Below are 23,345 nucleotides of genomic sequence, written 5' to 3' on the forward strand. Positions count from 1 at the left end.
ACCCATGCTGACGGCGGGGCAGGTCCTCCAGCTCATCCGCGACCGCACCTGCCGCACCCGTAAGGAACTGATCGAGGTCACCGGCCTGTCCCGGTCGACCGTCACCGACCGGGTCGACCGGCTGATCGAGGCCGGATACATCCACGAGTCCGGCGTCGCGACCTCCGGGGGCGGGCGGCCGCCCTCGGTGCTCGACATCGACGCCACCAGCCGGCTGGCGCTGGTGGCCGACCTTGGCGCCAGTCACGCCCGGGTCGCGCTGACCGACCTCGCGGCCCGGCCGATGGCCGAGGAGCACATCGAGATGCGCATCGCGCGGGGTCCGGAGGCGGTGCTCACGTGGGTGCGGCAGGCGTTCCGGCGGCTGCTCGACCGCACCGGCCGCCCCGCCGGCCAGGTCTGCGGCATCGGGCTCAACCTGCCCGGCTCGGTCGACCACGCCTCGGGGCGGATGATCAGGTCGTTCCTGATGCCCGGCTGGGACGACCATCCGATCAGTGAGGCGCTGCGGGCGGAGTTCGAGGTGCCTGTCCTGGTGGAGAACGACGCCAACGCGATGGCGCTGGGCGAGTGGTGGTCGTCCTGGCGCGGCTGCGCGTCGCTCGTCCTGGTCAAGGTGTCCACCGGGATCGGCACCGGCATCGTGCTGGACGGCCGGGTCTACCGGGGCGTCGAGGAGGCGGCCGGCAACCTGGGCCACGTCCGGCTGTCGGAGTCCGACGACCGGGTGTGCACGTGCGGCTCGCGCGGCTGCGTGGCCTCGCTGGCCAGCGGCCACGCCATCGCCACCGACCTGGGCCGCGACACCAGCCGTGACGTGGTGCGGCTGGTCCACAGCGGCGACCCTGCGGCCATCGCGCGCGTCCAGGAGGGCGGGCGGACGCTGGGCGTCGTGCTGGCCACCGCGGTCAGCCTGCTGAACCCCGGCGTGCTGGTGCTGGCCGGCGACATGGCCGAGACCGGCGAACACTACCTGACGGGCATCAGGGAGAGCGTCTACCGCAGGAGCCTGCCGTACACGACCCGCAACCTGGACATCGTCACCAGCTCGCTGGGCCACCGGGCGGGCATCGTGGGCACCGCGGTGATCGTCATGGAGCACGTGCTGTCGCCGCGGGCCGTGGACGCCGCGCTGGCCGCGCGGTCCGGCGCCGTCACCTGAGCGCCCGCTCCAGCTCCGCCCTGGCCTCCGTGAGCGAGGGCCCGTACCAGGTGAGCAGCCGGCCGCTGACCGGCACGCAGCGCAGGCCGGGGAACGACTCGGGGCCGTCGGTGTCGCTGAAGGCGTACGGCTCGTCCGGCAGCACCACCAGGTCGGGGCCGGCCCCGGCGAGCTCGGGGAGCGGGATCCTGGGATAGCGCTCGGGGTGGTCCGCGTACAGGTTGCGCACCCCGAGCCGGGCCAGCACGTCGCCGGTGAAGGTGTCGCGGCCGACGACCATCCAGGGGCGGCGCCAGATCGGGATGACCGCCGTGCGCCGCGGGCCTCGGTACGGCTCGCGCCAGACCTCCCCGGCCTCGGCCAGCCAGGCGGGGACGGCTGTGCGGCAGGCGCCGGTGAACATGCGGGCCAGCGAGGTGAAGGCCTGGTCGAGGGTCTCGATCCTGGTCACCCAGACGGGCACGCCGGCCGCGCGCAGCGCCTCGATGTCGGGGGCGCGGTTCTCCTCGGCGTTGGCCAGCACGACGTCGGGGCGCAGCCGCCGGATGGCCTCCAGGTCCGGGTTCTTGGTGCCCCCGACCCTGGTCACGTCCAGGTCCGCCGGGTGCGTGCACCAGTCGGTGGCGCCGGTCAGGGCGCCGGGCAGGGTGGCGGCCACCGACTCGGTCAGCGACGGCACGAGGGAGACGATGCCGGAAACCGTCTCCGGTATCTGGACGGGAACTCCGGTGTCGTCTCGCAAGGCGGAATTCTCGCTTTTGAAACCAGACATCTTCCCCACAAATCACATTACTGGCGCATAGAATCTTGGAAAGATATTCTCATCTCCGGACCTGGGGGGCAGCCGGTTGGAGTCAGCGTCCATGGAGTTCGATCCGAACACGCCCAACGTCGCCCGGATGTACGACTACTACCTGGGCGGAAAAGACCATTTCCCGGCTGACCGGGAGGCGGCCGAGCAGATCCTCCGCATCGTGCCCGAGGCGAAGCTGGCCGCGCGGGCCAACCGGGCGTTCCTCGGCAGGGCCGTACGCCACCTGACCGATCTGGGCGTCCGGCAGTTTCTCGACATCGGCACGGGCCTGCCCAGCCAGGGAGCCGTGCACGAGGTGGCCGACGGCTCCAGGGTGGTCTACGTCGATCTGGACCCGGTGGTCCTGGTGCACGCCAGGATGATGCTCGACGGCCAGGACAACGCCGCCGTCCAGGGCGACGTGCGCAATCCCAAGGAGATCCTCGACCACCCGGAGGTACGGAGGATCATCGACTTCCGTGAGCCCGTCGCCGTCCTGCTGGTCGCGATCATGCACTTCGTCCAGGAGTCCGAGAACCCGCGCGAGATCATCCGTACGCTGCGCGACGCGATGGCCCCGGGCAGCTACCTGGTCCTGAGCCACGGCACCAGCGACTCCCGGCCTGACGCCGTCGAGGAGGGCACCGAGGTCTACAGCCGGGCCACCTCGCCGCTCGTGCTGCGCGACCGCGCCGGCATCGCGGCCCTGTTCGAGGGTTTCGAGCTGCTGGAACCCGGGCTCGTGTGGCTGCCGGAATGGCGGCCCACCGAGGAGGACACCATCGACTTCGTCGACGACCCCTCCTCCTCGCTGGGCCTGTGCGGCGTCGCCCGCAGGAACTAGACGTTGCGGCGGTACTGCCCGCCCGCCTCGAAGAGCGCCTCGGTGATCTGGCCCAGCGTGCACACGCGGGCCGCGTCCATGAGCACCTCGAAGGCGTTGCCGTCGGACATCGCCACCTCGCGCAGCCGGGCCAGCGCCGCCGGGGCCTCGTCGCGGTGCCGCTCCTGAAAGGCGGTCAGCCGATCCAGCTGCGAGCGCTTCTCCTCCTCGGTCCCCCGGGCCAGCTCCAGCTTGTGCGGGACGTGGTCGTCGCCGTTGCGGAACGTGTTGACCCCGATGATCGGCAGTGACCCGTCGTGCTTGCGCGTCTCGTACAGCATCGACTCGTCCTGGATCTTGCCGCGCTGGTAGCCGGTCTCCATCGCGCCGAGCACGCCGCCCCGGTCGGACAGCCGCTCGAACTCGCTCAGCACCGCCTCCTCCACCAGGTCGGTCAGCTCGTCGATGACGAACGAGCCCTGCAGCGGGTTCTCGTTGCGCGCCAGGCCCCACTCGCGGTTGATGATGAGCTGGATCGCCATCGCCCGGCGCACCGAGTCGGCCGACGGGGTGGTGACGGCCTCGTCGAAGGCGTTGGTGTGCAGGCTGTTGCAGTGGTCGTAGACGGCGATCAGGGCCTGCAGGGTGGTGCGGATGTCGTTGAAGTTCATCTCCTGCGCGTGCAGCGACCGGCCGGAGGTCTGGATGTGGTACTTGAGCTTCTGCGACCGCTCCCCCGCGCCGTACCTCTCCCGCATGGCGACCGCCCAGATGCGCCGGGCCACCCGGCCGAGCACGCTGTACTCGGGGTCCATGCCGTTGGAGAAGAAGAACGACAGGTTGGGCGCGAAGTCGTCCACGTCCATGCCCCTCGCCAGGTACGCCTCCACGTAGGTGAAGCCGTTGGCCAGGGTGAAGGCGAGCTGGCTGATCGGGTTGGCGCCGGCCTCGGCGATGTGGTAGCCGGAGATCGACACCGAGTAGAAGTTGCGGACCCGGTTGCGGATGAACCATTCCTGGATGTCGGCCATCATCCGCAGGCTGAACTCGGTGGAGAAGATGCAGGTGTTCTGGCCCTGGTCCTCCTTGAGGATGTCGGCCTGCACGGTGCCGCGCACGGTGGCCAGCGTGCGGGCGCGGAGCTCGCCCGCCTCCTCCGCCGACGGCTCGCGGCCGTGCTCCTCGCGGAAGCGGTCGAGCGCCTGGTCGACGGCGGTGTTGAGGAAGAAGGCCAGGATCGTCGGCGCGGGGCCGTTGATGGTCATCGACACGGACGTGCTGGGTGACGACAGGTCGAAGCCGTCGTACAGGACCTTCATGTCGTCGAGCGTCGCGATCGACACCCCCGACGTCCCGACTTTTCCGTAAATGTCGGGCCGGAGGTCCGGGTCGTTCCCGTACAGCGTCACCGAGTCGAACGCGGTCGACAGCCGGGTCGCCGGCTGGCCCTCCGACAGCAGCTTGAAGCGCCGGTTGGTGCGGAACGGGTCGCCCTCGCCGGCGAACATCCGCGTCGGGTCCTCGTCGTCCCGCTTGAACGGGAACACGCCCGCGGTGAACGGGAACCGGCCCGGCAGGTTCTCGGCGCGCAGCCAGCGCAGCAGCTCGCCGTGGTCCTCGAAGCGGGGCAGCGCGACCCGGGGGACGCGGTTGCCGGACAGGGTCTCGCGCCAGAGCGGGGTGTGGATCTCCCGGTCGCGCACCCGTACGACCAGCTCGTCCGCGCTGTAGCGGGCTCTGGTGCCGGGCCAGTCGTCCAGCAGCGCCCGGCTCTCCTCGGTCAGCTCGCGCTCAGCCTGCTCGCTCAGCCTCGCCAGCCGCTCGTCGTCCTCGCCGAGCAGCGCCCGCACCGCCTCCAACTGCTGGCGGCGGCGCGCCACCTCGGCCTGTGCGCGGGTCTCCTCGTGATACGCGCGCACGCTCTCGGCGATCTCGGCCAGGTAGCGCACCCGCGACGGCGGCACGATGGCCGCGGACGCTTGCGAGGTACGGCCCTGGACGGGCGCCAGCAGGCCGGGGCCCGCCTGCAGGCCCTTCTCCGCCAGCAGGTCCTTGAGGTGGTGGTAGAGGGCGGTGACGCCGGCGTCGTTGTAGCGGGCCGCGATCGTGCCGAACACCGGCATGTCCTCGGGCCTGACGCCGAACGCCTCCCGGTTGCGCACCATCTGGCGGCGCACGTCGCGCAGCGCGTCCTCCGCCCCGCGCCGCTCGAACTTGTTGATCACCACGGCCTCGGCGAAGTCGAGCATGTCGATCTTCTCCAGCTGGGAGGCGGCGCCGAACTCCGGCGTCATCACGTAGATCGGCACGTCCACGTGCGGCACGATGCCGGCGTCGCCCTGCCCGATGCCGGGCGTCTCGACCACGACCAGGTCGTGCCCGGCGGCCCGGCAGGCGGTGATCACGTCGTCCAGGCAGGCCGGCACCTCGCTGGGCGCGCCTCTGGTGGCGAGCGAGCGGAAGTAGGTCTGCGGGCTCAGGCTGTTCATCCTGATCCGGTCGCCGAGCAGCGCGCCGCCGCCCCGCCTGCGCGTCGGGTCGATGGCGATGACCGCGATGCGCAGCTTGTCGTCGTTGTCCACCCGGAACCGGCGGACCAGCTCGTCGGTGAGCGAGGACTTGCCCGACCCGCCGGTGCCCGTGATGCCCAGCACCGGGGCGTTCCTGCGGGCCGCGCGCAGCCCTTCGACCAGCTCCGCCGGGGCCCGTCCCGACTCGATGAGGGTGATCGCGCGGGCCAGGGCCGCCTGGTCGCCGGAGACCACGGCCTCCACCGAGGGCACGCCCTCCAGCTCGACGTCGCACTCCTCGACCAACTTGTTGATCATCCCGGGCAGGCCCAGCCGCTGGCCGTCCTCGGGCGAGAAGACCCGCGCGACGCCCCGGGAGTGGAGCAGCTCGATCTCCTCGGGCACGATCACCCCGCCGCCGCCCCCGTACACCCTGATGTGGTCCGCGCCGCGCTCGCGCAGCAGGTCCACCAGGTAGGTGAAGAACTCCACGTGGCCGCCCTGGTAGGAGCTGATCGCCACGCCCTGGACGTCCTCCTGGATCGCGGCGTCGACGATCTCCTCCACCGAGCGGTTGTGCCCGAGATGGATGACCTCGGCCCCCTGGGTCTGGAGGATGCGCCGCATGATGTTGATCGCCGCGTCGTGACCGTCGAACAACGCCGCCGCCGTCACGAAACGTACGGGATGCACGGGTACATGCACGCCTGCTCACTCCTTCGTCAGTGGCCCTGTCATGAAGATACTAGGACGTCCTACTATTTCCCAGGCTTCCCTGGGTAGGGGTGCCTCATGCGTGCGATGACTTTGGTGCCGGGCAAGCAGGGCACGCTCGGCGTCACGGAGGTTCCCGATCCCCGGCCGAAGCCGGGCGAGCTGCTTGTCCAGGGCCTGGCGCTGGGCATCTGCGGGACCGACAGAGAGCTCGTCTCGGGCGAGTACGGCTTCCCGGGAGACGAGCCGATGATCCTCGGGCACGAGTCGCTGGGGCGGGTGCTGGAGGCGCCGGAGGGGTCCGCGTTCTCCCCCGGCGACCTGGTGGTGGGCGTGGTGCGCCGGCCCGACCCGGTGCCCTGCGGAGCCTGCGCCAGGGGCGAGTTCGACATGTGCCGCAACGGCGAGTACACCGAGCGCGGCATCAAGGAACGCGACGGCTACGGCAGCGAGCAGTGGACGGTCGAGGCCGGTTACGCGGTCAAGGTGGACCCGGCGCTGGGAGTGCTCGGCGTGCTGGTCGAGCCCACGTCCGTGCTGGCCAAGGCGTGGGAGCACATCGAGCGGATCGGCTCGCGGGCCTGGTTCCAGCCGGAGAGGGTGCTCGTCACCGGGGCCGGGCCCATCGGGCTGCTGGCGGCGCTGCTCAGCAAGCAGCGCGGGCTGGAGGTGCACGTCCTGGACCGGGCGGAGAGCGGGCTCAAGCCCGAGCTGGTCACCGGCCTGGGCGCCACCTACCACTCGGGCAGCAGCCTGGACGCGGTCGGCGGCTACCGGCCCGACATCATCATCGAGGCGACCGGTTCCGCGTCACTCGTCTTCGAGTCCATGCTCAACACGGCGGCGGCCGGCATCGTCTGCCTGACCGGCGTCTCCAGCGGCGGACGGCACCTGCGGGCGGACGCGGGGCAGATCAACCGCGACATCGTGCTGGAGAACGACGTCGTCTTCGGCACCGTCAACGCCAACCTGCGCCACTACCGGGACGCCGCGAAGGCCCTTCAGGAAGCGGACCGTTCCTGGCTGGACGCCCTCATCACCCGCCGCCTCCCGCTGAAGGAGTACGAGGCGGCCTTCGAGAAGGGCGACCACGTCAAGGTCGTCATCTCCCTGGAGTCCTGAGGGTCAGGGCTGTGGGTCGTAGGGACGGCGGCGACGGGGCGCGCCCGCGGCCACCGGCTCCCGCGGCGGCGGCCCGGGCTGGGTGGGCACCGGGCTCCGCATGACGTACTGGGGTCCGATCCGCTCGATCTCCGGCTGGGCCGATGGCTCGTTCCACGGACCGCCACGATGATGGCCGCGGCGACGGCCCGCGAGGCGGAAGGCGATCACCACGGTGGTGACCACGATGAGGAGCAGCAGGGCCACCGGCGTGCCGATCAGGTCGAGCGGGTTGCTCCCGGGCTTGTCGGCCCGCTCGCGTAACGGGAACGGGTGCTCGGTCTCCCGCATCTCCGTCCGCTCGGCGTTGGCCTGGACGACCCGCGGCAGGCCGTAGCCCACGACCTTGTCGGTGTCGCGGACCTTGCGCTTGAGCCACACGCGGTCGACGTTCGCCTCGATGGTGTGGATCTTGCCGTCTTCGACCCGTTCGACGATGCCGACGTGGTCGACGCCCTTGTAGCTCTTGCCGCCCCGCCAGTCGAAGAAGACCAGTGCCCCGGGTTCGGGCTTCTTCGTCCAGGCGCCCTGCTCGATGAACCAGACGGCATGGGACGGTGTCCAGGCGAACTGGCCGACGTACTCGCCGATGCCGGCCTTGTCGGCGGCCCAGGCGATGAACATGTCACACCACGGCGCGTCCTTGTACTGGGGGTCCTGGACGCGCTCGGCGTACCAGTGGCCGAACTTGGTGTGCTGGCCGTCCTTCTCCCGGTACCCGAGTTCCTTTCGGACCGTTTTGAGTAACTTATCCGCGATCGGGTCCAGCTCGACTCCCCCCAGAGGCGTGGCAGATCACGATGGACTGTAATCGCGGCATCTCGGATGTGCGCGTGACACCCGGAAAGTGTCAAGCTATGAGCCGATATTTCGGTTGTGGTGCGCAAGTGAGACCAGAGGCAGGTGGGACCGGTGGTGCTACGCGCCCGCGCCCACGCGGTAGATCTGGTCGTCTCCCGCGCCTGGGGCGACCACGTCGGCCACGATGACGGTCACGTTGTCGGGCGAGCCCCCCTCGTTGGCCAGATCGATCAACCGCTGGACGGCCGCCGCCGGGTCTGCCACCGTGGTCAGCACCTCGTGCAGGACCTCGGGCCCGAGCACCGTCGTGAGCCCGTCGGAGCAGAGGAGGTAGCGATCGTCGGGGTCGGCCTCACGCAGCGCCAGGTCGGCGTCAGCCCTGCCCTCACTGCCCAGCACGCGCAGCACCATCGAGCGGCGCGGGTGGACCGCGGCCTGGTCTTCGGTGATGCGCCCCTCGTCGACCATCGACTGGACGAGCGTGTGGTCCTTGGTCATCTGGTAAAGAGCGCCGTCGCGAAGCAGGTATCCGCGAGAATCACCCAGGTGGGCCAGCGAGAACCGGAAGCCGTCGAACAACATCGCGGTCACCGTCGTGCCCATGCCCCTGCGCGCGGGGTCGATCTCGGCCAGCTCGACAAGCCTGCGCCCGGCCTCGCGGACCGCGCCGTCGAGCGCCGACTCCAGGTCGCACCCCGTCTCGGGAAGCGTGGCGTCGAGCTCGCGCATGACGGCGATCGCCGCCGCGCTCGCCAGCTCGCCGGCCGCGTGTCCGCCCATCCCGTCAGCCACCACGAGCAACCGGCCACTCGCGTATCCGGAATCCTCATTCTGCTCCCGGCGGCGGCCCACATCTGATCCGGCGGCATAGCGGATGTTGTGCTTCATACCCCGCAGTAAATCACTGGTTGAAAGACTTCACAAGCAGATGCGCTGAAGACTCCATTGAACTATGGTGGCCCCATGAGCCACGACCCGACCCTGAACGCCGGGGACATCGCCCGGCTCGCCGGTGTCGGGCGTGCCGCCGTCAGCAACTGGCGCCGCCGCCACGACGACTTCCCCTTGCCCATAGGCGGCACGGCCAATCAACCCCTCTTCTCGCTGCCGCAAGTGGAGGCGTGGCTGCGCCGCTACGGGAAGTCCTACCAGTTGTCGGTGGCGGACCGTGCGTGGCAACGCCTGAAAACCGCGGGAGATTTGCGACTCGGCGAGGTGGTGGCCCAGGCCGGCGCCCTGCTGACCTCGGGCGACAGCGACCTCGGGCCCGAGCAGGCGGAGCCGGTGTCGGAGCTGGCCGAGCGCCATGGGGCGCTGACGGCCTACGAGTTCCTCGTCGAGCGCTATCTGGAGGCCCACTCCCGGCAGCTCTCCGTCACCCGCGACGACCTCGCCGGCCTGATGGTCGCCCTCGTCGGCGACGCCCCCACCGTCCTCGACCCCGCCTGCGGCGTCGGCACCCTCCTGCTCCACGCCGCCGGCGGGGGCGGGGCGGTGACGCGGCGGCTGCTCGGGCAGGAGCTGAGCGAGAGCTCCGCCGCGATCGCGGCCTCGCGGCTGCGGCTGCGCGACGCCGACGCCACGATCACGTCCGGCGACGCCATGCGGCACGACGCGTTCGCCGGCGAGAAGGCCGACGCGGTCGTCTGCGACCCGCCGTTCAACGAGCGCGCCTGGGGTTACGAGGATCTGGTCGGCGACCCCCGGTGGGAGTACGGCCTGCCGCCGCGCGGCGAGCCCGAGCTGGCCTGGGTGCAACACTGCCTGACCCACGTCAAGCCGGGCGGCCTGGTCGCGATCCTCATGCCGCCCGCCGCCGCGAGCCGCAAAGCAGGCCGGCGCATCCGCGCCAACCTGCTGCGCGCCGGTGCGCTGCGTGCCGTGGTGGCCCTGCCCGGCTGCGACCTGTGGCTGCTGCGCCGCCCGGCCGCGGGCGAGCGGCCGCCGTCCGACGTGCTGATCCTCGACGCCGCCGCCGACCCGTCCGTCGTGGAGCCGGCCTGGCGCGCCTACCTGCGCGACGGCTCCGGCCAGACCGTACGCATCATCGACCTGCTGGCCGACGAGGTCGACATGACCCCGGCCCGCCACCAGCGGCGGGAGAACGTGGGCCGGGCGTTCGCCGAGACCCGCGACCGGTTCCTGGCGGCCGCGACCACGCCGCCCGACCTCAAGGTGCTGGAGCAGCCGCTCGACCAGCCCGCCACCACGGTCGGCGACCTGATCAAGGAGGGCCTGGTGGCGGTCTCGCAGGCCCCGCCCAGGATGGCCGTCGGCGACGGCGACCTCCCGGTGCTGACCGCCGACGACCTGTCCGCCGGGGCTCCCCCGTCCGGCCGCACCATCAGCCAGCGGGGTCTGGTCCCGATCCAGCCGGGTGACGTGGTCGCCTCCTACTCCTCCGTACGGGTGATCTCCGACGGCGGCGGCGTGCTCGGCCCGCAACTGACGCTCTACCGCGTCGACGCCCGCAGGCTCGACCCCGACTTCCTGGCGGGCTTCCTGCGCGCGGCCGGGAGCCGCGCGTCCACCGGCTCCAGCAGGTTCGACGTGCGGCGCACCCGCCTGCCGCGGCTCTCGCTCAAGGAGCAGCGCCCGTACGGGGAGGCGTTCCGGCAGCTCGCGGTGCTCGAAGACGCGCTGCGGGAGACGTCGGAGCTGGGCCAGACGCTGATCCGGCTGGGTCTCGACGGGCTCACCGACGGCCACCTGCACCCACAGTCCTGACGGTGTAGTTTTTCCCCGGAAGGGCGCGGGAGGGGGGCATATGGTCATCGGCGACCGCTATGTGCTCGACGATCTTCCTCTCGGCCAGGGCGGCATGGGCGCCGTCTACGCGGGCCACGACCGCCACCTCGATCGCAAGGTCGCTGTCAAGCTGCTGCGCCTGCCCAGCGGCCCCGATCAGGAGCTGGAGCTCCGCTTCACCCGCGAGGCGCGCATCCTGGCCCGGCTCGAACACCCGGGCGCTCCCGTCCTCTATGACTTCGGCACCCACGAGCAGCGGCTCTACCAGGTGATGCAGTTCATCGAGGGCGTCACGGTGGCCGACGTGGTGAGCGAGCACGGGCCGCTGCCGGTGCCGTGGGCCGCCGCCATCGCCGCGCAGGCCTGCGCCGTCCTGACGGCCGCGCACGCGCTGTCGATCTGTCACCGCGACCTCAAGCCGACCAACCTCATGCTCTGCCCCGACGGCAGCGTCAAGGTGCTCGACTTCGGCCTGGCGATGCTCCGGGACGCCGACGTGACGACCTTCACCCGGATCGGGCAGATCCTGGGCACGCCCGCCTACATGGCCCCGGAGCAGATCCAGCACGGCGTCGCCGAGCCCCGCAGCGACCTCTACTCCCTGGGCTGCGTCCTGCACGAGATGCTGACGGGCAGGCAGCTGTTCACCGGGCCGACCGACTACGTGGTGTTCGAGAAGCAGGTGAAGGAGCGGCCACCGGCCATCCCGGGGCTTCCCGCCGGGCTGGGCGCCCTCCTGGCCCGGCTGCTGGAGAAGCAGCCGGGCGACCGGCCCGCCGACGCCGACGAGCTCTACCGGCTGCTGGAACCGTTCGCGGTGGCGCTGCCGATGCTGCCGGGCTTCCTCACGTCCTCTCCCAGCCCGGGGCGGATGTACGCGCGGATGGTCGGCCGGGTGCTCAGCTGACGACCGCGGCCGCGCCGAGTCGGTGCGCCTGCGCGCCCTCGACCTGCTGAGAGAGCGCTCCCTGGGCGAGTACGGGCCGCGGTTCCGGCGCGCGCCGGGCATCGCGGTGTTCGAGAAGGACCGTTCACCGAGCAGGGCTGGAAGGACCCGCCACCACCCGCCTCCGAGGGCTTTCCCCGTCCTGAGATCGCTCTCTTCATAACAGGGATCGTTACCCAACAGCCGTTGACAGCCCGCGGTGATCTGGCCGAAAGTTTTCGGAGAGCGCTCTCTCGCAACTTCCCCAAGGCTCCCAGTCCCGGAGGGCTCCATGGCTCCTCGTTTCCGGCGCATCGCCGTACCCTTGATCACCGCGTCCCTGCTCGGCCTCGCCACCGCGTGCGGTGGCGGCGGCGGGGGTGGCGGCGGCGACACCGCGGGCGCCGACGCCGCGCCCGCGGAGAAGATCAAGCTGACCGTCAACCTCTTCGGCGACTTCGGCTTCAAGCCGCTCTACGAGGAGTACAAGAAGACCCACCCGAACGTCGAGATCGTCGAGAACGTCACCCAGTTCAACGACCACCACAACAACCTCGTCAAGCGGCTGGCCACGAACGCCGGCGCCGCCGACATCGAGGGCGTCGAGGTGGGCTACATCAGCACCTTCACCGCGCAGCCGCAGAAGTTCACCGACCTCAAGCAGTTCGGGCTCGACAAGCGGCAGCCCGAGTACCTCGACTGGAAGTGGCAGCAGGGCCTCAGCAAGGACGGCGGGCAACTGCTCGGCCTCGGCACCGACGTCGGCGGCCTGGCCATGTGCTACCGCAAGGACCTGTTCAAGAAGGCCGGGCTGCCCGAGGACCGGGAGGAGGTCGGGCAGCTCTGGCCGACGTGGGACGACTACATCGCCACCGGCAAGAAGTTCGCCGCCGCGAACGTGGAGGGCGCCAAGTTCGTCGACTCCCCCGGTGAGATCTTCCGCGCCATGGTGAACCAGGCGCCCGTCGGGCTCTACGACGCGCAGGACACGATCATCGTGGACTCCAACCCGGACGTGAAGAAGGCCTGGGACCTGTCCAACCAGATCACCACCGAGGGCCTGACCGCCAAGCTCGCGGCCTTCTCGCCGCCGTGGAACACCGGCTTCGCCAAGGGCTCGTTCGCCACCATCATCTGCCCGGCCTGGATGACCGGGTTCATCCAGGAGCAGGCCCAGGACGCCTCCGGCAAGTGGGACATCGCCACCGTGCCCGGCGGCTCCGGCAACAGCGGCGGCTCCCACCTGATGGTGCCCGCGCAGAGCAAGCACCCGAAGGAGGCCGCCGAGCTGATCGACTTCCTGACCTCCAAGGAGAACCAGGCCAAGGTCTTCAAGGAGGAGGGCACCTTCCCGTCCATCCCCGCCCTGTACGACGACCCGTCGATCCAGTCGTTCACCAAGCCGTTCTTCGGTGACGCCCCGATCGGCAAGATCTACTCCGAGGCCGCCAAGGCGCTGAAGCCGCAGCACCTCGGCCCGAAGGAGGCCGACGTGCGGGTCGCCATCGGCAACGGCCTGGGCCGGGTCGAGCAGGGCAAGCAGACCCCGGACGAGGCGTGGGCGCAGGTGCTCGAGGACGTCAAGAAGATCAAATGAGCACCCTCCCTCTCGCTGTAGGGCGGAGGCGTAGGACAAGTGTGCGGCACACCCTCGACACGAGGGTGTCGCCGTACGCCTACGTGGCGCCCTTCTTCCTGCTGTTCGCCGCGTTCGGCCTGTTCCCGCTCGCCTACACGGCCTGGGTCAGCCTGCACGAGTGGACGCTCCTGGACGAGGAGCAGACCTTCGTCGGGATGCGGAACTACGGGACGCTGCTGGCCGACGACTACTTCTGGAACGCCACCTTCAACACCCTGTCGATCGGCATCCTGTCGACCGCGCCGCAGCTCGTGCTGGCCATCTGGCTGGCGCACCTGCTGAACAGGCGGCTGCGCTTCCAGACCCTCTTCCGGGTCTCGCTGCTGGTGCCCAACGTCACCAGCGTCGTGGCCGTGGTGGTCATCTTCAGCCAGCTGTTCGGGCGGGACTTCGGCCTGATCAACTGGGTGCTGTCGTGGTTCGGCGTGGGCCAGATCGACTGGGCCGCCGGCACCGCGACCTCGCACCTCGCGCTCTCGGTGATGATCATGTGGCGGTGGACGGGCTACAACGCGCTCATCTTCCTGGCCGCCATGCAGGCCGTGCCGCGCGAGCTGTACGAGGCCGCGACCCTGGACGGGGCGAGCAACCTCAAGCAACTGGTCAGGATCACCGTGCCGATGATCCGGCCGACGATCATCTTCGTGGTCATCGTCTCGACCATCGGCGCCATGCAGGTCATCGCCGAGCCGCTGCTCTTCGGCACCAGCAGCGGCGGCGGGGGCGGCCTCGTCACGGGCGGGCCGGACCGGCAGTTCCAGACGCTGGCGCTCTACGTCTACGAGCACGGGTTCACCAAGTTCGACTTCGGCTACGCCTCGGCGGCCTCGTGGGTGATGTTCCTGTTCGTCGTGGTCGTCGCCGGCATCAATTACCTGGTGACCAGGCGCGTGAAGGGCGGAGTGATATGAAGCTGCGCTATCTGACGCTGACGGCGGTCGCGTTCTTCTCCGCTTTCCCGCTCTATTACAGCGTGGTGGTGGCCTCCCGGCACAACTCGGCGCTGGCCCAAGTGCCGCCGCCGCTGCTGCCCGGCGGCAACTTCTTCGCCAACGTGGCCCGCGTCTTCGACACGGTGCCGTTCGGGCTGGCGCTGCTCAACTCGTTCATCGTGGCCGGGTCGATCTCGATCGCGGTGATGTTCTTCTCGACGCTGGCCGGGTTCGCCTTCGCCAAGCTGCGCTTCAGGGGCAAGAACATCATGCTCGTGATCACGGTCGCGACCATGATGGTGCCGGCCCAGCTGGGCATCATCCCGCTCTACATGCTCATGATCAAGCTGGAGTGGACCGGCACCAACTACGCGCTGATCGTGCCGGCGCTGGTCAACGCCTTCGGCGTGTTCTTCATGACGCAGTACCTGAGCAGGGCGCTGCCGACGGAGCTGCTGGAGGCGGGGCGGGTCGACGGCTGCACGACCTGGGGGCTGTTCTGGCACGTCGTGCTGCCCGCCGCCCGGCCCGCGGCGGCCGTGCTGGGCATGCTGACGTTCATGTCGGCCTGGAACGACTACTTCTGGCCGCTCGTCGTGCTCACCCCGGACAACCCGACGGTCCAGGTGGCGCTGTCGACGCTGGCCAGCGGATACGTCAACGACTACGTACTGGGCCTGGCGGGCACGGCGGTGGGGACCCTGCCGCTCGTCATCGTCTTCGCCCTGTTCGGCAAGCAAATCATCGGCGGAATCATGCAAGGAGCGGTCAAGGGATGATTTTCCCGGAAAACTTCGTCTGGGGTGCCGCTACGGCTTCCTATCAGATCGAGGGGGCGGTCAAGGAGGACGGGCGAGGCCAGTCGATCTGGGACACCTTCTCCCACGCCCCCGGCAACGTGGCCGACGGCGACACCGGCGACGTCGCCTGCGACCACTACCACCGATACCGCGACGACGTCGCCCTCATGCGCGAGCTGGGCCTGGCCGCCTACCGGTTCTCGGTGGCCTGGCCGCGCATCCAGCCCGACGGGCGCGGGCCGGCGAACCCGCGCGGGCTGGCCTTCTACGACAGGCTCGTGGACGAGCTGCTGGAGGCCGGGATCTCCCCGTACCTCACGCTCTACCACTGGGACCTCCCGCAGGCGCTGGAGGACCGGGGCGGCTGGGCGGACCGCGACACCGCCCACCGCTTCGCCGAGTACGCGGCCGTCGTGCACGACCGGCTGGGCGACCGCGTCCAGAACTGGGCGACGCTGAACGAGCCGTGGGTGGCGGCCTTCCTCGGCTACGGCAACGGCGTGCACGCGCCCGGCCGCAAGGACCCGGCCTCCGCCATGCGCTCGGCCCACCACCTGCTGCTGGGCCACGGCCTTGCGGCGGCCCGGCTGCGGGAGGCGGGCGCGGCCGGCATCATGCTGGTCGTCAACTCCTCCCCCGTGCTCACCCCGGCCCAGGTGAACGACCACGAGGCGGTGCCGGACGAGGCCGACGCGGCGGCCGTCGACCGGGTCCACGCGCTGCTGACCCGGCAGTTCCTGGACCCCGCGCTCCACGGCCGCTACCCGGAGGAGGTGCTGGCCGCCGCCGGGCGCAACGGCGGCACCGGCCACATCCTGGACGGCGACCTGGAGGTGATCAACGCGCCGATCGACCTGATCGGGATCAACTACTACAACCCGTGCGTGGTCGAGGCGGGGCCCGGGCTGCCGGCGGACGCGGCCTGGCCGGGTTCGGAGGACATCCGCTTCGCCACGGCCGACGCGCCGGTCACCGCGATGGGCTGGCCGATCGTGCCCGACGGCCTGTCGCGGCTGCTGGTGCGGCTGTCGAAGGACTATCCGGACGTGGGCCTCATGGTCACCGAGAACGGCGCGGCCTTCGACGACGTGGTGGAGGACGGCAGGGTCCACGACGCGGACCGGGTGTCCTTCCTCCGCGGCCACCTGCGCGAGGTGGGCCGGGCCATCGAGGCGGGGGCCGACCTCCGGGGCTATCTCGTCTGGTCGTTGCTCGACAACTTCGAGTGGGCGGAGGGCTACCGGCGCAGGTTCGGCATCGTGCACGTGGACTACGCGACGCAGGTCAGGGTCCTCAAGGACAGCGCGCTGTGGTATCGCGATGTGATCGCCGCGAACCGCCTGTAGATTTCCTTCCGTGCCCTCCCTTTTGGTGTTGCCATGAGACGTCCCACCCTGGAAGCGGTCGCGGCCCGCGCGGGCGTCTCGCGGGCCACCGCGTCCCGTGTCGTCAACGGCCAGACGACGGTGGCCCCGCAGATTCGCGACGCCGTGCTGCGCGCCATCGACGAGCTGGGCTACGTGCCCAACTCGGCGGCGCGCAGCCTGGTCACCCAGCGCACCGACTCGATCGCCCTGGTCGTCTCCGAGCCGCCGACCAGGGTGTTCTCGGAGGACCCGCTGTTCTCCACGGTGATCCGATCGGCCAGCCTGGAGCTGGAGACGGTCAACAAGCAGGTCGTGCTCATGCTGGCCTCGTCGGCCAAGAGCCACGCCCGGGTGGAGCGTTACATCGCGGGCGGGCACGTCGACGGGGTCATGCTCATCTCCATGCACGGCGCCGACCCACTGCCGAGCGCGCTGTCCCGGCTGCGCGTCCCGGTCGTCTCGTACGGCCGGCCCGCCGTCCCGGTCGACATCCCGTACGCCGACAACGACAACGTGGGCGGGGCCGAGACCGCGGTGCGCCATCTGGTGGAGCAGGGGCGCAGGCGCATCGCCACCATCGCGGGGCCGCAGGACATGATCGGCGGCCAGGACAGGCTCACCGGCTACCGCAACGTGCTGCGCGACTCCGACCGCCGCTCGATCGTCGCCGTGGGCGACTTCACCCGCGAGTCCGGCGCGGTCGCCATGCGGCAGCTCCTCGGCGACGACCCGCAGCTCGACGCGGTGTTCGTGGCCAACGACCTGATGGCGGTCGGCGCCCTGCAGTCGCTGCGGCAGGCGGGCCGGCGGGTGCCCGACGACGTGGCGCTGGTGGGCTTCGACGACATCGAGGCGGCCAAGTACACCGAGCCGCCGCTGACCACGATCCGCCACCCGGTCATCGAGCAGACGGCGGCGATGGTGCGGCTGCTGCTGGACCTGTTCGAGGGCCTCCCGGCCGAGCCGGTCGTCCTCCCGACGGAGCTGGTGATCCGCGAGTCCACCTGACAGGGGCCCTTGACAGGCGATCTTTCCGCGTATGACAGTCGAGCAGCGAAAACTGTCACGCAGAAAGGCGCTCTTCATGAAGAAAATCGCCACGCTCGTGGCCTTATGCCTGGCCGCGGCCCTGTTACCCGCCGGCAGCGCGTCCGCCGACGTCACCGGCCCGCCGGTGCTGAACGCGCCCGTGTTCAACGACCCGGTCGCCGACTCCGGCGTGCCCGGCACGCCCAGCGCCCAGCAGTCGGCCGTGATGGACCAGCTCATCCGGCTGATCAGGGCCGCCAGGACGGCCAGCGAGATCAGGTTCGTCAACCACCAGTTCTCCCCCGGCCAGCGCTCCACCGAGGTGGCCGACGCGCTCATCCAGGCGCACCAGCGCGGCGTCCGCGTCAAGGTCATCCTCGACGACATGGAGAACGGGGCCAACGACGAGATCACCGCCCGCCTCAAGGCCGTGCTCGGCGCGAACGAGAGCGCCGGCTCGTACGTGATCGGCTGCGAGTATCCCAACCCGTCGGCGGTCGACCGCGGCTGCATCGGCCGCGACTACCTGCACAGCAAGTTCGCGCTGTTCTCCGGCATCGAGGTGAACGGGACCACGCACGGGAACGTCGTCTTCCAGACCTCGTCCAACCTGTCCGACTGGTATCTGTACAACTCCTACAACGACGCGTTCACCCTGACCGACGCCGCCGTCTACAACGGTTACTACAAGTACTTCGACGACCTGCGCCTAGGCCGGCGGCAGGCGCCCAACCCCGCCTACTACTGGACCACCCCGACCGGCTCGAAGTACCGGGCCACGTTCTTCCCGCGCGCCAGGTCGAGCGGCGACCCCATCGCCAACATCCTCAAGCTCGTCGAGTGCCGCTACCAGGACACCGACGGGGTCTACCGCCAGACCGACATCAGGCTCGTGCTGACCCACTTCAACCAGCACCGGCTGGCCATCGCCCAGGAGCTGGTCCGGCTGCGGGGCGAGAACTGCTGGGTGGACCTGGTCTACTACAAGAGCGCCGACGGCACCGGCAACGCCGACGCCACCATCCGCGCCGAGCTGGCCAAGACCGTCAACGGCCGCCGCATCCAGGTGACCCCCTGCCGCTTCACCGCCGGCGGCCGCTCGGTCGTGCCGCACCTGAAGCTGATGATGACCGACGGCTTCTACGACGACGACATCACGCCCCGCGTCTACACCGGCAGCGCCAACTTCACCCACCTGGAGAACGCGGACGACGCCCAGATCAGGATCTCCGGGCGGGACGTGCACACCGAGTACCTGTCGTACTTCTACAAGGTGCGCGACACCTGCAAGAACCGCACCTGATCAGGCCACGCGGTCCAGGAAGGCATGCAGGTTGGCCGTCATGCGGTCGACCTGCTCGTCCAGGGTCAGCGACTCCTCCAGGCGCTCGCCGAACTCCGGCTTGCGCCTGCCTCGTACGTACAGCGGGCACGCGAGGTCCGCGCACACGTAGGCGCCCACCGAGTCGGCCTCGCCGCGGCGCCTGCGGGCCGAAACGAGGGCGACGCCGCTGCCGGTGTGGGTGGTGAGGCAGAGCGAGCACATGCTGCGGCGCTGGTGGCCGTGGCGGGCGGTGACGAGGCGGAGCGCGACGCCGACCGGGCCGCCGTCGCGCTCGGCCACCAGGTAGGCGCGGTCGGGGGCCTTCGGGTCGCGCCAGCCGAGGAAGTCCAGGTCGTCCCAGGGCTGGCCGGGCAGGTCACGCGGCACGTGCAGACGGGACGCCTCACCCTTGGTGCAGTTGACGAACGAGGTGCGAATCTGGGGTTCGGTGAGAGGTCTCATGAATTCCAGGCTAGGAGGCCCAGGCAAGCGATTATTTGCCGAAGGATGCTGATCTCGATACAGATGTGACCAAAGGATGCCATCGTGGTGCGGTCCTTTCATCCCATCGACAGGGAGACGGATCGTGCCGAAGCTCGCCGTGGTGGCATCGGCCATCGGCCTGGTGCTCCTGTCCGCCGCCGCACCCGCGCAGGCGGCCGACAAGACGTTGACGGTGGCGTACACCTGCTCCGGAGGCCCCTTCAGCAACACCACGCTGAGCGTGCCGATCGTCGTGCCGGACACCGCGAGCGGCTCGTTCGAGGCGAAGTGGGCCATCCCCGCGCTGACCCTGCGCACCGCGCCGACCGCCACCACCCAGGTCCAGGTCAACGGCAAGCTCGCGGTCACCGGCGGCACCCACGCCGACCTGTCGAAGACCGGCGCGAGCGTCACGCCCGGCACCACCGCGGTGCCCGCGGGCCAGGTCACGAGCACCGTACAGATCACCGCCGCCACCGGCGGCCAGGTGACGATCAAGCCCTCCACCGAGACCGGCAGCCTCAAGCTCGCCCTGGCCGTCACCCCCACCGACGTGACGACGTGCACCACCACCGGCACCGAGAGCGTGACCGTCACGGTCGGCCAGGACGGAGGCGGCGGCACCGGTGACGTGGTCGACTACACCTGCACCCCCACCTCCGGCGCGCCCCAGACCGTCCGCATCAGGACCGCCCTGACGCTGCCGGCCGCCAACCCCAAGGTCGGCGAGCAGTTCACGATCGGGTGGAAGGGCACGTACGAGAGCGGCGCCGAGCTGGAAGCGCCCAACGGGCTGCCGACGACGGGTCTCAAGATGTACGCGTACGCGTCGATCTCCGGCCTGACCGGGCTCACCTCGGCCACCGGCGTCGGCGAGCTGAGCGGCGTCGCCGTCGGTCAGCCGATCGCGCTGCCGGCCTCGGTGGACATGAAGACGACCTCGGGGCGGGCGGGCACCGCGACCGTGAAACCCGCCTCCGTCAACTTCGGGCCGCGGCCGACGGAGCCTCTCATCGAGTGCGAGCCGACCAGCCCTGGTTCGCTCAAGACCTACACCCTGACCATCGGCGACGGGTCCGCCTCGCCCTCCGCCTCCGCCACCCCGACCAAGACGGCCGTCGTCACCGTGACCCCCACCGAGGACGACTCCGAGGAACCCCGGAGGTCGATCACCCCCCGTGAAGGGGTCGCCACCGGGGCCGGCGGCGACGCGGGCCCCGACGGGCGGATGTTCGTCCTGGCCGGGTCGGCTCTCGTCCTGGCCGCCGGCGCGGGCGGCCTGCTCCTCCGCCGCCGGGCCCATCCCCTCAGGTAGGGCCTTCGTACGCTCAGCGGGGAGCCGAGTTCCCCGGACCCCGGCGTGAGGCGAGTTCCGCAGGGAGACGGTCCTTGTAACGTGGTGCCGACGCAGCCGTCCACGCTGGGAGCAGCCGCATGCGCTGGCAGGTCCACTCGGAAGAACCGCTCTACTCCGACCGCTGGATCGACGTCCGGGTGGCCGATGTGGAGTTGCCGGACGGCAGACACCTTGATCACCGGCTCATCCGTACGGCGCCCGGGGCCGGTGCGGTCGTCACCGACGGGCGGGGCCGGGTGCTGCTGATCTGGCGGCACCGGTTCATCACCGACACGTGGGGCTGGGAGATCCCGATCGGCAAGGTCGACGAGGGCGAGGAGCCGATCGCGGCCGCCGCCCGCGAGGTCGAGGAAGAGACCGGCTGGCGTCCCGGCCCGCTGCGGCCGCTGCTCTACACCCAGCCGACGAGCGGCATCTCCGACTCCGAGCACCACATCTTCCGGGCCGACACCGCCCGGCACATCGGGCCGCCCACCGAGCCGTGGGAGGCCGAGCGCATCGAGTGGGTGCCGCTCTCCGAGATCCGGCGACTGATCGACAAGCGCGACATCGTGAGCGGGACGAGCATGAACGCACTGCTCTACCTGCTCACCGAGTTGTAGGTGCTCATGGTTATGCCTCGGACGCCACCAGGCGGAACGGCCGCAAGGCACGCGCTTCGCCGAACTCACTCCTTTGATGACGTTTCAGGTCTTTACGCAGGCGTGCTGAGCCCATGAACCAAGAGAGCTTTCACTAGTTTCGTTTTGAGGTACAGTCCAGGTACCAGATGTGCGGCGACAGGGGGCTCTTATGGGCGAGACATCGTTGGCCGCCGTGGATGCCCGGACATTCCTCCCAGAAGAGGACCCTCAGGCCCAGGCAGCCATAGTCGATCTAGTCGCGGAGCTGCACAGGCGAGGGCGAGCAGTCGCGGACTGTCCCGCCGTCCTGACAGGCCCTGACGGATCTCCCCGGCTGCCATTGCCCTTGCCCGTCTATGAGGCACTGCTCCAAGTGGCAGAGGCTCTATCTCAAGGCCTGGCCGTTACGGTCGCACCGCAGCACATGACCATGTCCACCTATGAGGCCGCCGAGCTGCTGGGAGTGTCCCGGCCCACTCTCGTCAAGCTTCTGGAGAGCGACGAGATCCCCTACCAGCGTGCCACCGATCGCCCTGGCGCTCATCGGAGGGTGAAGCTGCAGGATGTTCTGGCCTACAAGGAGAAAAGGCGCACTGAGCGACGCCGCCTTCTGGATCAGCTGACCTCGGAATCCGTAGGCACGGGTATGTACGACAAGCCTGCAAACGAATTCTGAGAGTCCTATCCTGGCCTGGTGCCATTCTCCGCCATATTGGACGCATGCGTGCTGTATCCGAACGCCCTGCGTGACACGCTTTTGAGAGTCGCAGAGGCCGGCGTCTATCAGCCCCTATGGAGCGAACGGATTCTGGCGGAGGTTCGGGGAGCATTGCTACGAAATGGACTTCCCGAATCAAGCGTCGATCGCACTTTTGGCTTTGTGCGGGCCGCCTTCTCCGAAGCAATGGTCGAGGGGTGGGAGCCGCTGGAGGACTCGATGGGTAACCACGTCAAGGACCGGCATGTTCTCGCTGCCGCGAGCTGACGTGATCGTCACGTTCAATCTCCGCGATTTCCCGAGCGCCGCCTGTAAATCATGGGATGTCGAGGTACAGCACCCGGACACGTTCCTGCTGTACGAGCTGGAACTGGCTCCGGCTGCCATTCTGCAGGTGCTGCGGGAACAGGCCGCGGCGACCGGCAGACCGCCTCATCGTTCGATGGCTATTGAAGACATATTGGGCTCGCTGGAGAACTGTGGGGCTCCCGTTTTCGCCGCAGCAGTTCGCTCATGGTTGGACACTTAGTCGAAATCGTGCGGCCAGACCGGACTCTCCGTGTGATCTACCGCGCGGCTCATCCCCGATATCTGTCGGCTGGATGAACGGGGTGCAGCGATCGCTCGTTCGACGAGCGGGTCCGAAAGACGGCACAGCTCCACTCGGCCTCTGAGCCGATCAGGGCTCGTCTCTCTCGCGATGCAATCTTCCCGGTGCCTCCGGTCGAATGAGCGCAGAAGCCGGCCCACGCCGGGGTCCGGGGTCGGAAGGCCCCGGCCAGGGGTGCGGGGAGCTGGGCTCCCCGCTGAGCACAGCCCGAGCAGGGTCGCGCGGAGCGCGTCCACCGAGGACCTTGCTGTTGCACGAGTCGACGAGGCCGTGGTCAGACGCGGAAGACGCGGAGTTGGAGGGCCAGCGTGGCGTAGTAGCCGGTCAGCGTGGTCAGCTCGAAGAGGGCCGGTTCCGGTAGGAGGGTGTACGCCTCGTCGTCCAGGTCCCCGTTCGTCACCAGGGCGCGGGTGACGCGGAGGACGGCGGCCTCCTCCGGGTCCTCCAAAGAGAGCGGCTCTCCCGTACGGACAGCGGCGAGCTGGGCGTCGGTGAAGCCCAGGCCGGTGGCGATCTTCTCGTGGACCTGGAGCTCGAAGGTGCTGGACCAGTGGGTGGCGACGATCAGGATGGCCAGCTCGCGGCACCGGTCCGTCAAGGACGAGCGGTAGCGGATGGCGGCGCCCAGCTCCTGGAGGGGGTCCCCCAGGGCGGGGCTGAGGAGCATGGCGTTGAAGGGGCCGACCAGCGCGCCCTGGTCGTCGAGCATCGAGGCGCCGCGGGGGCCGGCGTTGATGCGGTCGTAGAGGGCGCGGGCGTCGGCGTCGAGCTGGGCGGGCGGCATCGGGCGAAGGCGCTTCACCGCACCGATGCTAGCCCGCCCCGA

At 69.8% G+C, this 23,345-nt stretch carries 22 protein-coding genes; 16 read left to right on the top strand and 6 right to left on the bottom strand.

Going from position 1 to position 23,345, the window contains the following annotated elements; translation table 11 throughout:
• The first annotated feature begins 4 nt into the window (after positions 1 to 4).
• On the top strand, positions 5 to 1,162 hold the full coding sequence (locus tag FR742_RS29535; RefSeq protein WP_148033964.1) for an ROK family transcriptional regulator: 1,158 nt from the start codon (positions 5 to 7) through the stop codon (positions 1,160 to 1,162).
• On the opposite strand, the gene FR742_RS29540 is transcribed toward FR742_RS29535, so the two are convergent.
• The gene (locus FR742_RS29540) at positions 1,155 to 1,904 is read right to left on the bottom strand and encodes a helical backbone metal receptor (RefSeq protein WP_148033965.1); all 750 of its coding nucleotides are present in this window, start codon (positions 1,902 to 1,904) and stop codon (positions 1,155 to 1,157) included. The two genes, FR742_RS29535 and FR742_RS29540, sit on opposite strands and share 8 nt — an antisense overlap.
• Positions 1,905 to 2,025: 121 nt before the next feature.
• On the opposite strand from FR742_RS29540, the gene FR742_RS29545 reads away from it, so the two are divergent.
• Positions 2,026 to 2,799 carry an SAM-dependent methyltransferase gene (locus FR742_RS29545; RefSeq protein WP_148033966.1) on the top strand — a complete coding sequence of 258 codons (774 nt, stop codon included), beginning with the start codon at positions 2,026 to 2,028 and terminating at the stop codon, positions 2,797 to 2,799.
• Here FR742_RS29545 and icmF read toward each other — a convergent pair.
• Entirely contained in the window at positions 2,796 to 5,993 is a 3,198-nt protein-coding gene (gene icmF, locus FR742_RS29550; RefSeq protein WP_148033967.1) for a fused isobutyryl-CoA mutase/GTPase IcmF, read from the bottom strand. The genes FR742_RS29545 and icmF overlap by 4 nt on opposite strands.
• Before the next feature lie 87 nt (positions 5,994 to 6,080).
• Between icmF and FR742_RS29555 the strand changes: the two genes are divergently transcribed.
• The gene (locus FR742_RS29555; RefSeq protein WP_148033968.1) at positions 6,081 to 7,124 is read left to right on the top strand and encodes a glucose 1-dehydrogenase; all 1,044 of its coding nucleotides are present in this window, start codon (positions 6,081 to 6,083) and stop codon (positions 7,122 to 7,124) included.
• 3 nt (positions 7,125 to 7,127) lie between these two features.
• On the opposite strand, the gene FR742_RS29560 is transcribed toward FR742_RS29555, so the two are convergent.
• Both FR742_RS29560 and FR742_RS29565 read right to left on the bottom strand, forming a co-directional pair.
• Complete coding sequence (locus FR742_RS29560) at positions 7,128 to 7,946, bottom strand: CHAP domain-containing protein (RefSeq protein WP_315970651.1); 819 nt, start codon at positions 7,944 to 7,946, stop codon at positions 7,128 to 7,130.
• Positions 7,947 to 8,081: 135 nt separating this feature from the next.
• Complete coding sequence (locus FR742_RS29565) at positions 8,082 to 8,852, bottom strand: PP2C family serine/threonine-protein phosphatase (RefSeq protein ID WP_148033970.1); 771 nt, start codon at positions 8,850 to 8,852, stop codon at positions 8,082 to 8,084.
• A gap of 75 nt (positions 8,853 to 8,927) precedes the next feature.
• Here FR742_RS29565 and FR742_RS29570 point away from each other — a divergent pair, with 75 nt between their 5' ends.
• The 8 genes from FR742_RS29570 to FR742_RS29605 all read left to right on the top strand — a co-directional run bounded on the left by FR742_RS29570 (position 8,928) and on the right by FR742_RS29605 (position 18,707).
• Positions 8,928 to 10,691: a class I SAM-dependent DNA methyltransferase gene (locus FR742_RS29570; RefSeq protein ID WP_148033971.1), complete on the top strand. Its 1,764-nt coding sequence runs from the start codon at positions 8,928 to 8,930 to the stop codon at positions 10,689 to 10,691.
• A gap of 40 nt (positions 10,692 to 10,731) precedes the next feature.
• Entirely contained in the window at positions 10,732 to 11,619 is an 888-nt protein-coding gene (locus FR742_RS29575) for a serine/threonine-protein kinase (RefSeq protein ID WP_148033972.1), read from the top strand.
• Between the two features lie 310 nt (positions 11,620 to 11,929).
• Complete coding sequence (locus FR742_RS29580) at positions 11,930 to 13,234, top strand: ABC transporter substrate-binding protein (protein ID WP_148033973.1); 1,305 nt, start codon at positions 11,930 to 11,932, stop codon at positions 13,232 to 13,234.
• The gene (locus FR742_RS29585) at positions 13,231 to 14,187 is read left to right on the top strand and encodes a carbohydrate ABC transporter permease (RefSeq protein WP_148033974.1); all 957 of its coding nucleotides are present in this window, start codon (positions 13,231 to 13,233) and stop codon (positions 14,185 to 14,187) included. The genes FR742_RS29580 and FR742_RS29585 overlap by 4 nt, the downstream gene beginning before the upstream one ends.
• Positions 14,184 to 14,987, top strand: a complete 804-nt coding sequence (locus FR742_RS29590; RefSeq protein WP_148033975.1) for a carbohydrate ABC transporter permease — start codon at positions 14,184 to 14,186, stop codon at positions 14,985 to 14,987. Before FR742_RS29585 ends, FR742_RS29590 begins: the two co-directional genes overlap by 4 nt.
• Positions 14,984 to 16,354, top strand: coding sequence for a GH1 family beta-glucosidase (locus tag FR742_RS29595; protein ID WP_148033976.1), 1,371 nt, complete (start codon positions 14,984 to 14,986; stop codon positions 16,352 to 16,354). Before FR742_RS29590 ends, FR742_RS29595 begins: the two co-directional genes overlap by 4 nt.
• A gap of 33 nt (positions 16,355 to 16,387) precedes the next feature.
• Positions 16,388 to 17,383: a LacI family DNA-binding transcriptional regulator gene (locus FR742_RS29600; protein ID WP_148033977.1), complete on the top strand. Its 996-nt coding sequence runs from the start codon at positions 16,388 to 16,390 to the stop codon at positions 17,381 to 17,383.
• 76 nt (positions 17,384 to 17,459) lie between these two features.
• Positions 17,460 to 18,707 carry a phosphatidylserine/phosphatidylglycerophosphate/cardiolipin synthase family protein gene (locus FR742_RS29605; RefSeq protein WP_187281354.1) on the top strand — a complete coding sequence of 416 codons (1,248 nt, stop codon included), beginning with the start codon at positions 17,460 to 17,462 and terminating at the stop codon, positions 18,705 to 18,707.
• Here FR742_RS29605 and FR742_RS29610 read toward each other — a convergent pair whose 3' ends face one another.
• On the bottom strand, positions 18,708 to 19,190 hold the full coding sequence (locus FR742_RS29610; protein WP_148033979.1) for an FBP domain-containing protein: 483 nt from the start codon (positions 19,188 to 19,190) through the stop codon (positions 18,708 to 18,710).
• A 124-nt stretch (positions 19,191 to 19,314) separates the two neighbouring features.
• Here FR742_RS29610 and FR742_RS29615 point away from each other — a divergent pair, with 124 nt between their 5' ends.
• The 5 genes from FR742_RS29615 to FR742_RS45365 all read left to right on the top strand — a co-directional run bounded on the left by FR742_RS29615 (position 19,315) and on the right by FR742_RS45365 (position 22,438).
• Positions 19,315 to 20,526 carry a hypothetical protein gene (locus FR742_RS29615; protein WP_148033980.1) on the top strand — a complete coding sequence of 404 codons (1,212 nt, stop codon included), beginning with the start codon at positions 19,315 to 19,317 and terminating at the stop codon, positions 20,524 to 20,526.
• A gap of 119 nt (positions 20,527 to 20,645) precedes the next feature.
• Positions 20,646 to 21,170, top strand: a complete 525-nt coding sequence (locus FR742_RS29620; protein ID WP_148033981.1) for an NUDIX hydrolase — start codon at positions 20,646 to 20,648, stop codon at positions 21,168 to 21,170.
• A gap of 451 nt (positions 21,171 to 21,621) precedes the next feature.
• Positions 21,622 to 21,867, top strand: coding sequence for an excisionase family DNA-binding protein (locus tag FR742_RS45355; protein ID WP_222709079.1), 246 nt, complete (start codon positions 21,622 to 21,624; stop codon positions 21,865 to 21,867).
• Positions 21,868 to 21,885: 18 nt separating this feature from the next.
• Positions 21,886 to 22,176: a hypothetical protein gene (locus FR742_RS45360; protein WP_222709080.1), complete on the top strand. Its 291-nt coding sequence runs from the start codon at positions 21,886 to 21,888 to the stop codon at positions 22,174 to 22,176.
• Complete coding sequence (locus tag FR742_RS45365; RefSeq protein WP_222709081.1) at positions 22,154 to 22,438, top strand: hypothetical protein; 285 nt, start codon at positions 22,154 to 22,156, stop codon at positions 22,436 to 22,438. The genes FR742_RS45360 and FR742_RS45365 overlap by 23 nt, the downstream gene beginning before the upstream one ends.
• Positions 22,439 to 22,793: 355 nt before the next feature.
• Here the strand turns inward: FR742_RS45365 and FR742_RS29635 are convergent, their stop codons facing one another.
• A complete protein-coding gene (locus tag FR742_RS29635; protein WP_187281355.1) occupies positions 22,794 to 23,321 on the bottom strand; it encodes a carboxymuconolactone decarboxylase family protein in 528 nt (175 codons plus the stop codon).
• Between the last annotated feature and the right edge of the window lie 24 nt (positions 23,322 to 23,345).

Origin of the sequence: Nonomuraea sp. C10 (assembly GCF_008017515.1) — a bacterium.
GTDB classification, from domain to species: Bacteria; Actinomycetota; Actinomycetes; order Streptosporangiales; family Streptosporangiaceae; genus Nonomuraea; species Nonomuraea ferruginea.

Bases quoted from the DNA above. Each gene is read 5' to 3' on its own strand.
- FR742_RS29535 (WP_148033964.1), top strand. From the start codon at position 5: ATGCTGACGGCGGGGCAGGTCCTCCAGCTCATCCGCGACCGCACCTGC.
- FR742_RS29545 (WP_148033966.1), top strand. From the start codon at position 2,026: ATGGAGTTCGATCCGAACACGCCCAACGTCGCCCGGATGTACGACTAC.
- FR742_RS29555 (WP_148033968.1), top strand. From the start codon at position 6,081: ATGCGTGCGATGACTTTGGTGCCGGGCAAGCAGGGCACGCTCGGCGTC.
- FR742_RS29565 (WP_148033970.1), bottom strand. From the start codon at position 8,852: ATGAAGCACAACATCCGCTATGCCGCCGGATCAGATGTGGGCCGCCGC.
- FR742_RS29570 (WP_148033971.1), top strand. From the start codon at position 8,928: ATGAGCCACGACCCGACCCTGAACGCCGGGGACATCGCCCGGCTCGCC.
- FR742_RS29575 (WP_148033972.1), top strand. From the start codon at position 10,732: ATGGTCATCGGCGACCGCTATGTGCTCGACGATCTTCCTCTCGGCCAG.
- FR742_RS29580 (WP_148033973.1), top strand. From the start codon at position 11,930: ATGGCTCCTCGTTTCCGGCGCATCGCCGTACCCTTGATCACCGCGTCC.
- FR742_RS29585 (WP_148033974.1), top strand. From the start codon at position 13,231: ATGAGCACCCTCCCTCTCGCTGTAGGGCGGAGGCGTAGGACAAGTGTG.
- FR742_RS29590 (WP_148033975.1), top strand. From the start codon at position 14,184: ATGAAGCTGCGCTATCTGACGCTGACGGCGGTCGCGTTCTTCTCCGCT.
- FR742_RS29595 (WP_148033976.1), top strand. From the start codon at position 14,984: ATGATTTTCCCGGAAAACTTCGTCTGGGGTGCCGCTACGGCTTCCTAT.
- FR742_RS29600 (WP_148033977.1), top strand. From the start codon at position 16,388: ATGAGACGTCCCACCCTGGAAGCGGTCGCGGCCCGCGCGGGCGTCTCG.
- FR742_RS29605 (WP_187281354.1), top strand. From the start codon at position 17,460: ATGAAGAAAATCGCCACGCTCGTGGCCTTATGCCTGGCCGCGGCCCTG.
- FR742_RS29610 (WP_148033979.1), bottom strand. From the start codon at position 19,190: ATGAGACCTCTCACCGAACCCCAGATTCGCACCTCGTTCGTCAACTGC.
- FR742_RS29620 (WP_148033981.1), top strand. From the start codon at position 20,646: ATGCGCTGGCAGGTCCACTCGGAAGAACCGCTCTACTCCGACCGCTGG.
- FR742_RS45355 (WP_222709079.1), top strand. From the start codon at position 21,622: ATGTCCACCTATGAGGCCGCCGAGCTGCTGGGAGTGTCCCGGCCCACT.
- FR742_RS45365 (WP_222709081.1), top strand. From the start codon at position 22,154: ATGTTCTCGCTGCCGCGAGCTGACGTGATCGTCACGTTCAATCTCCGC.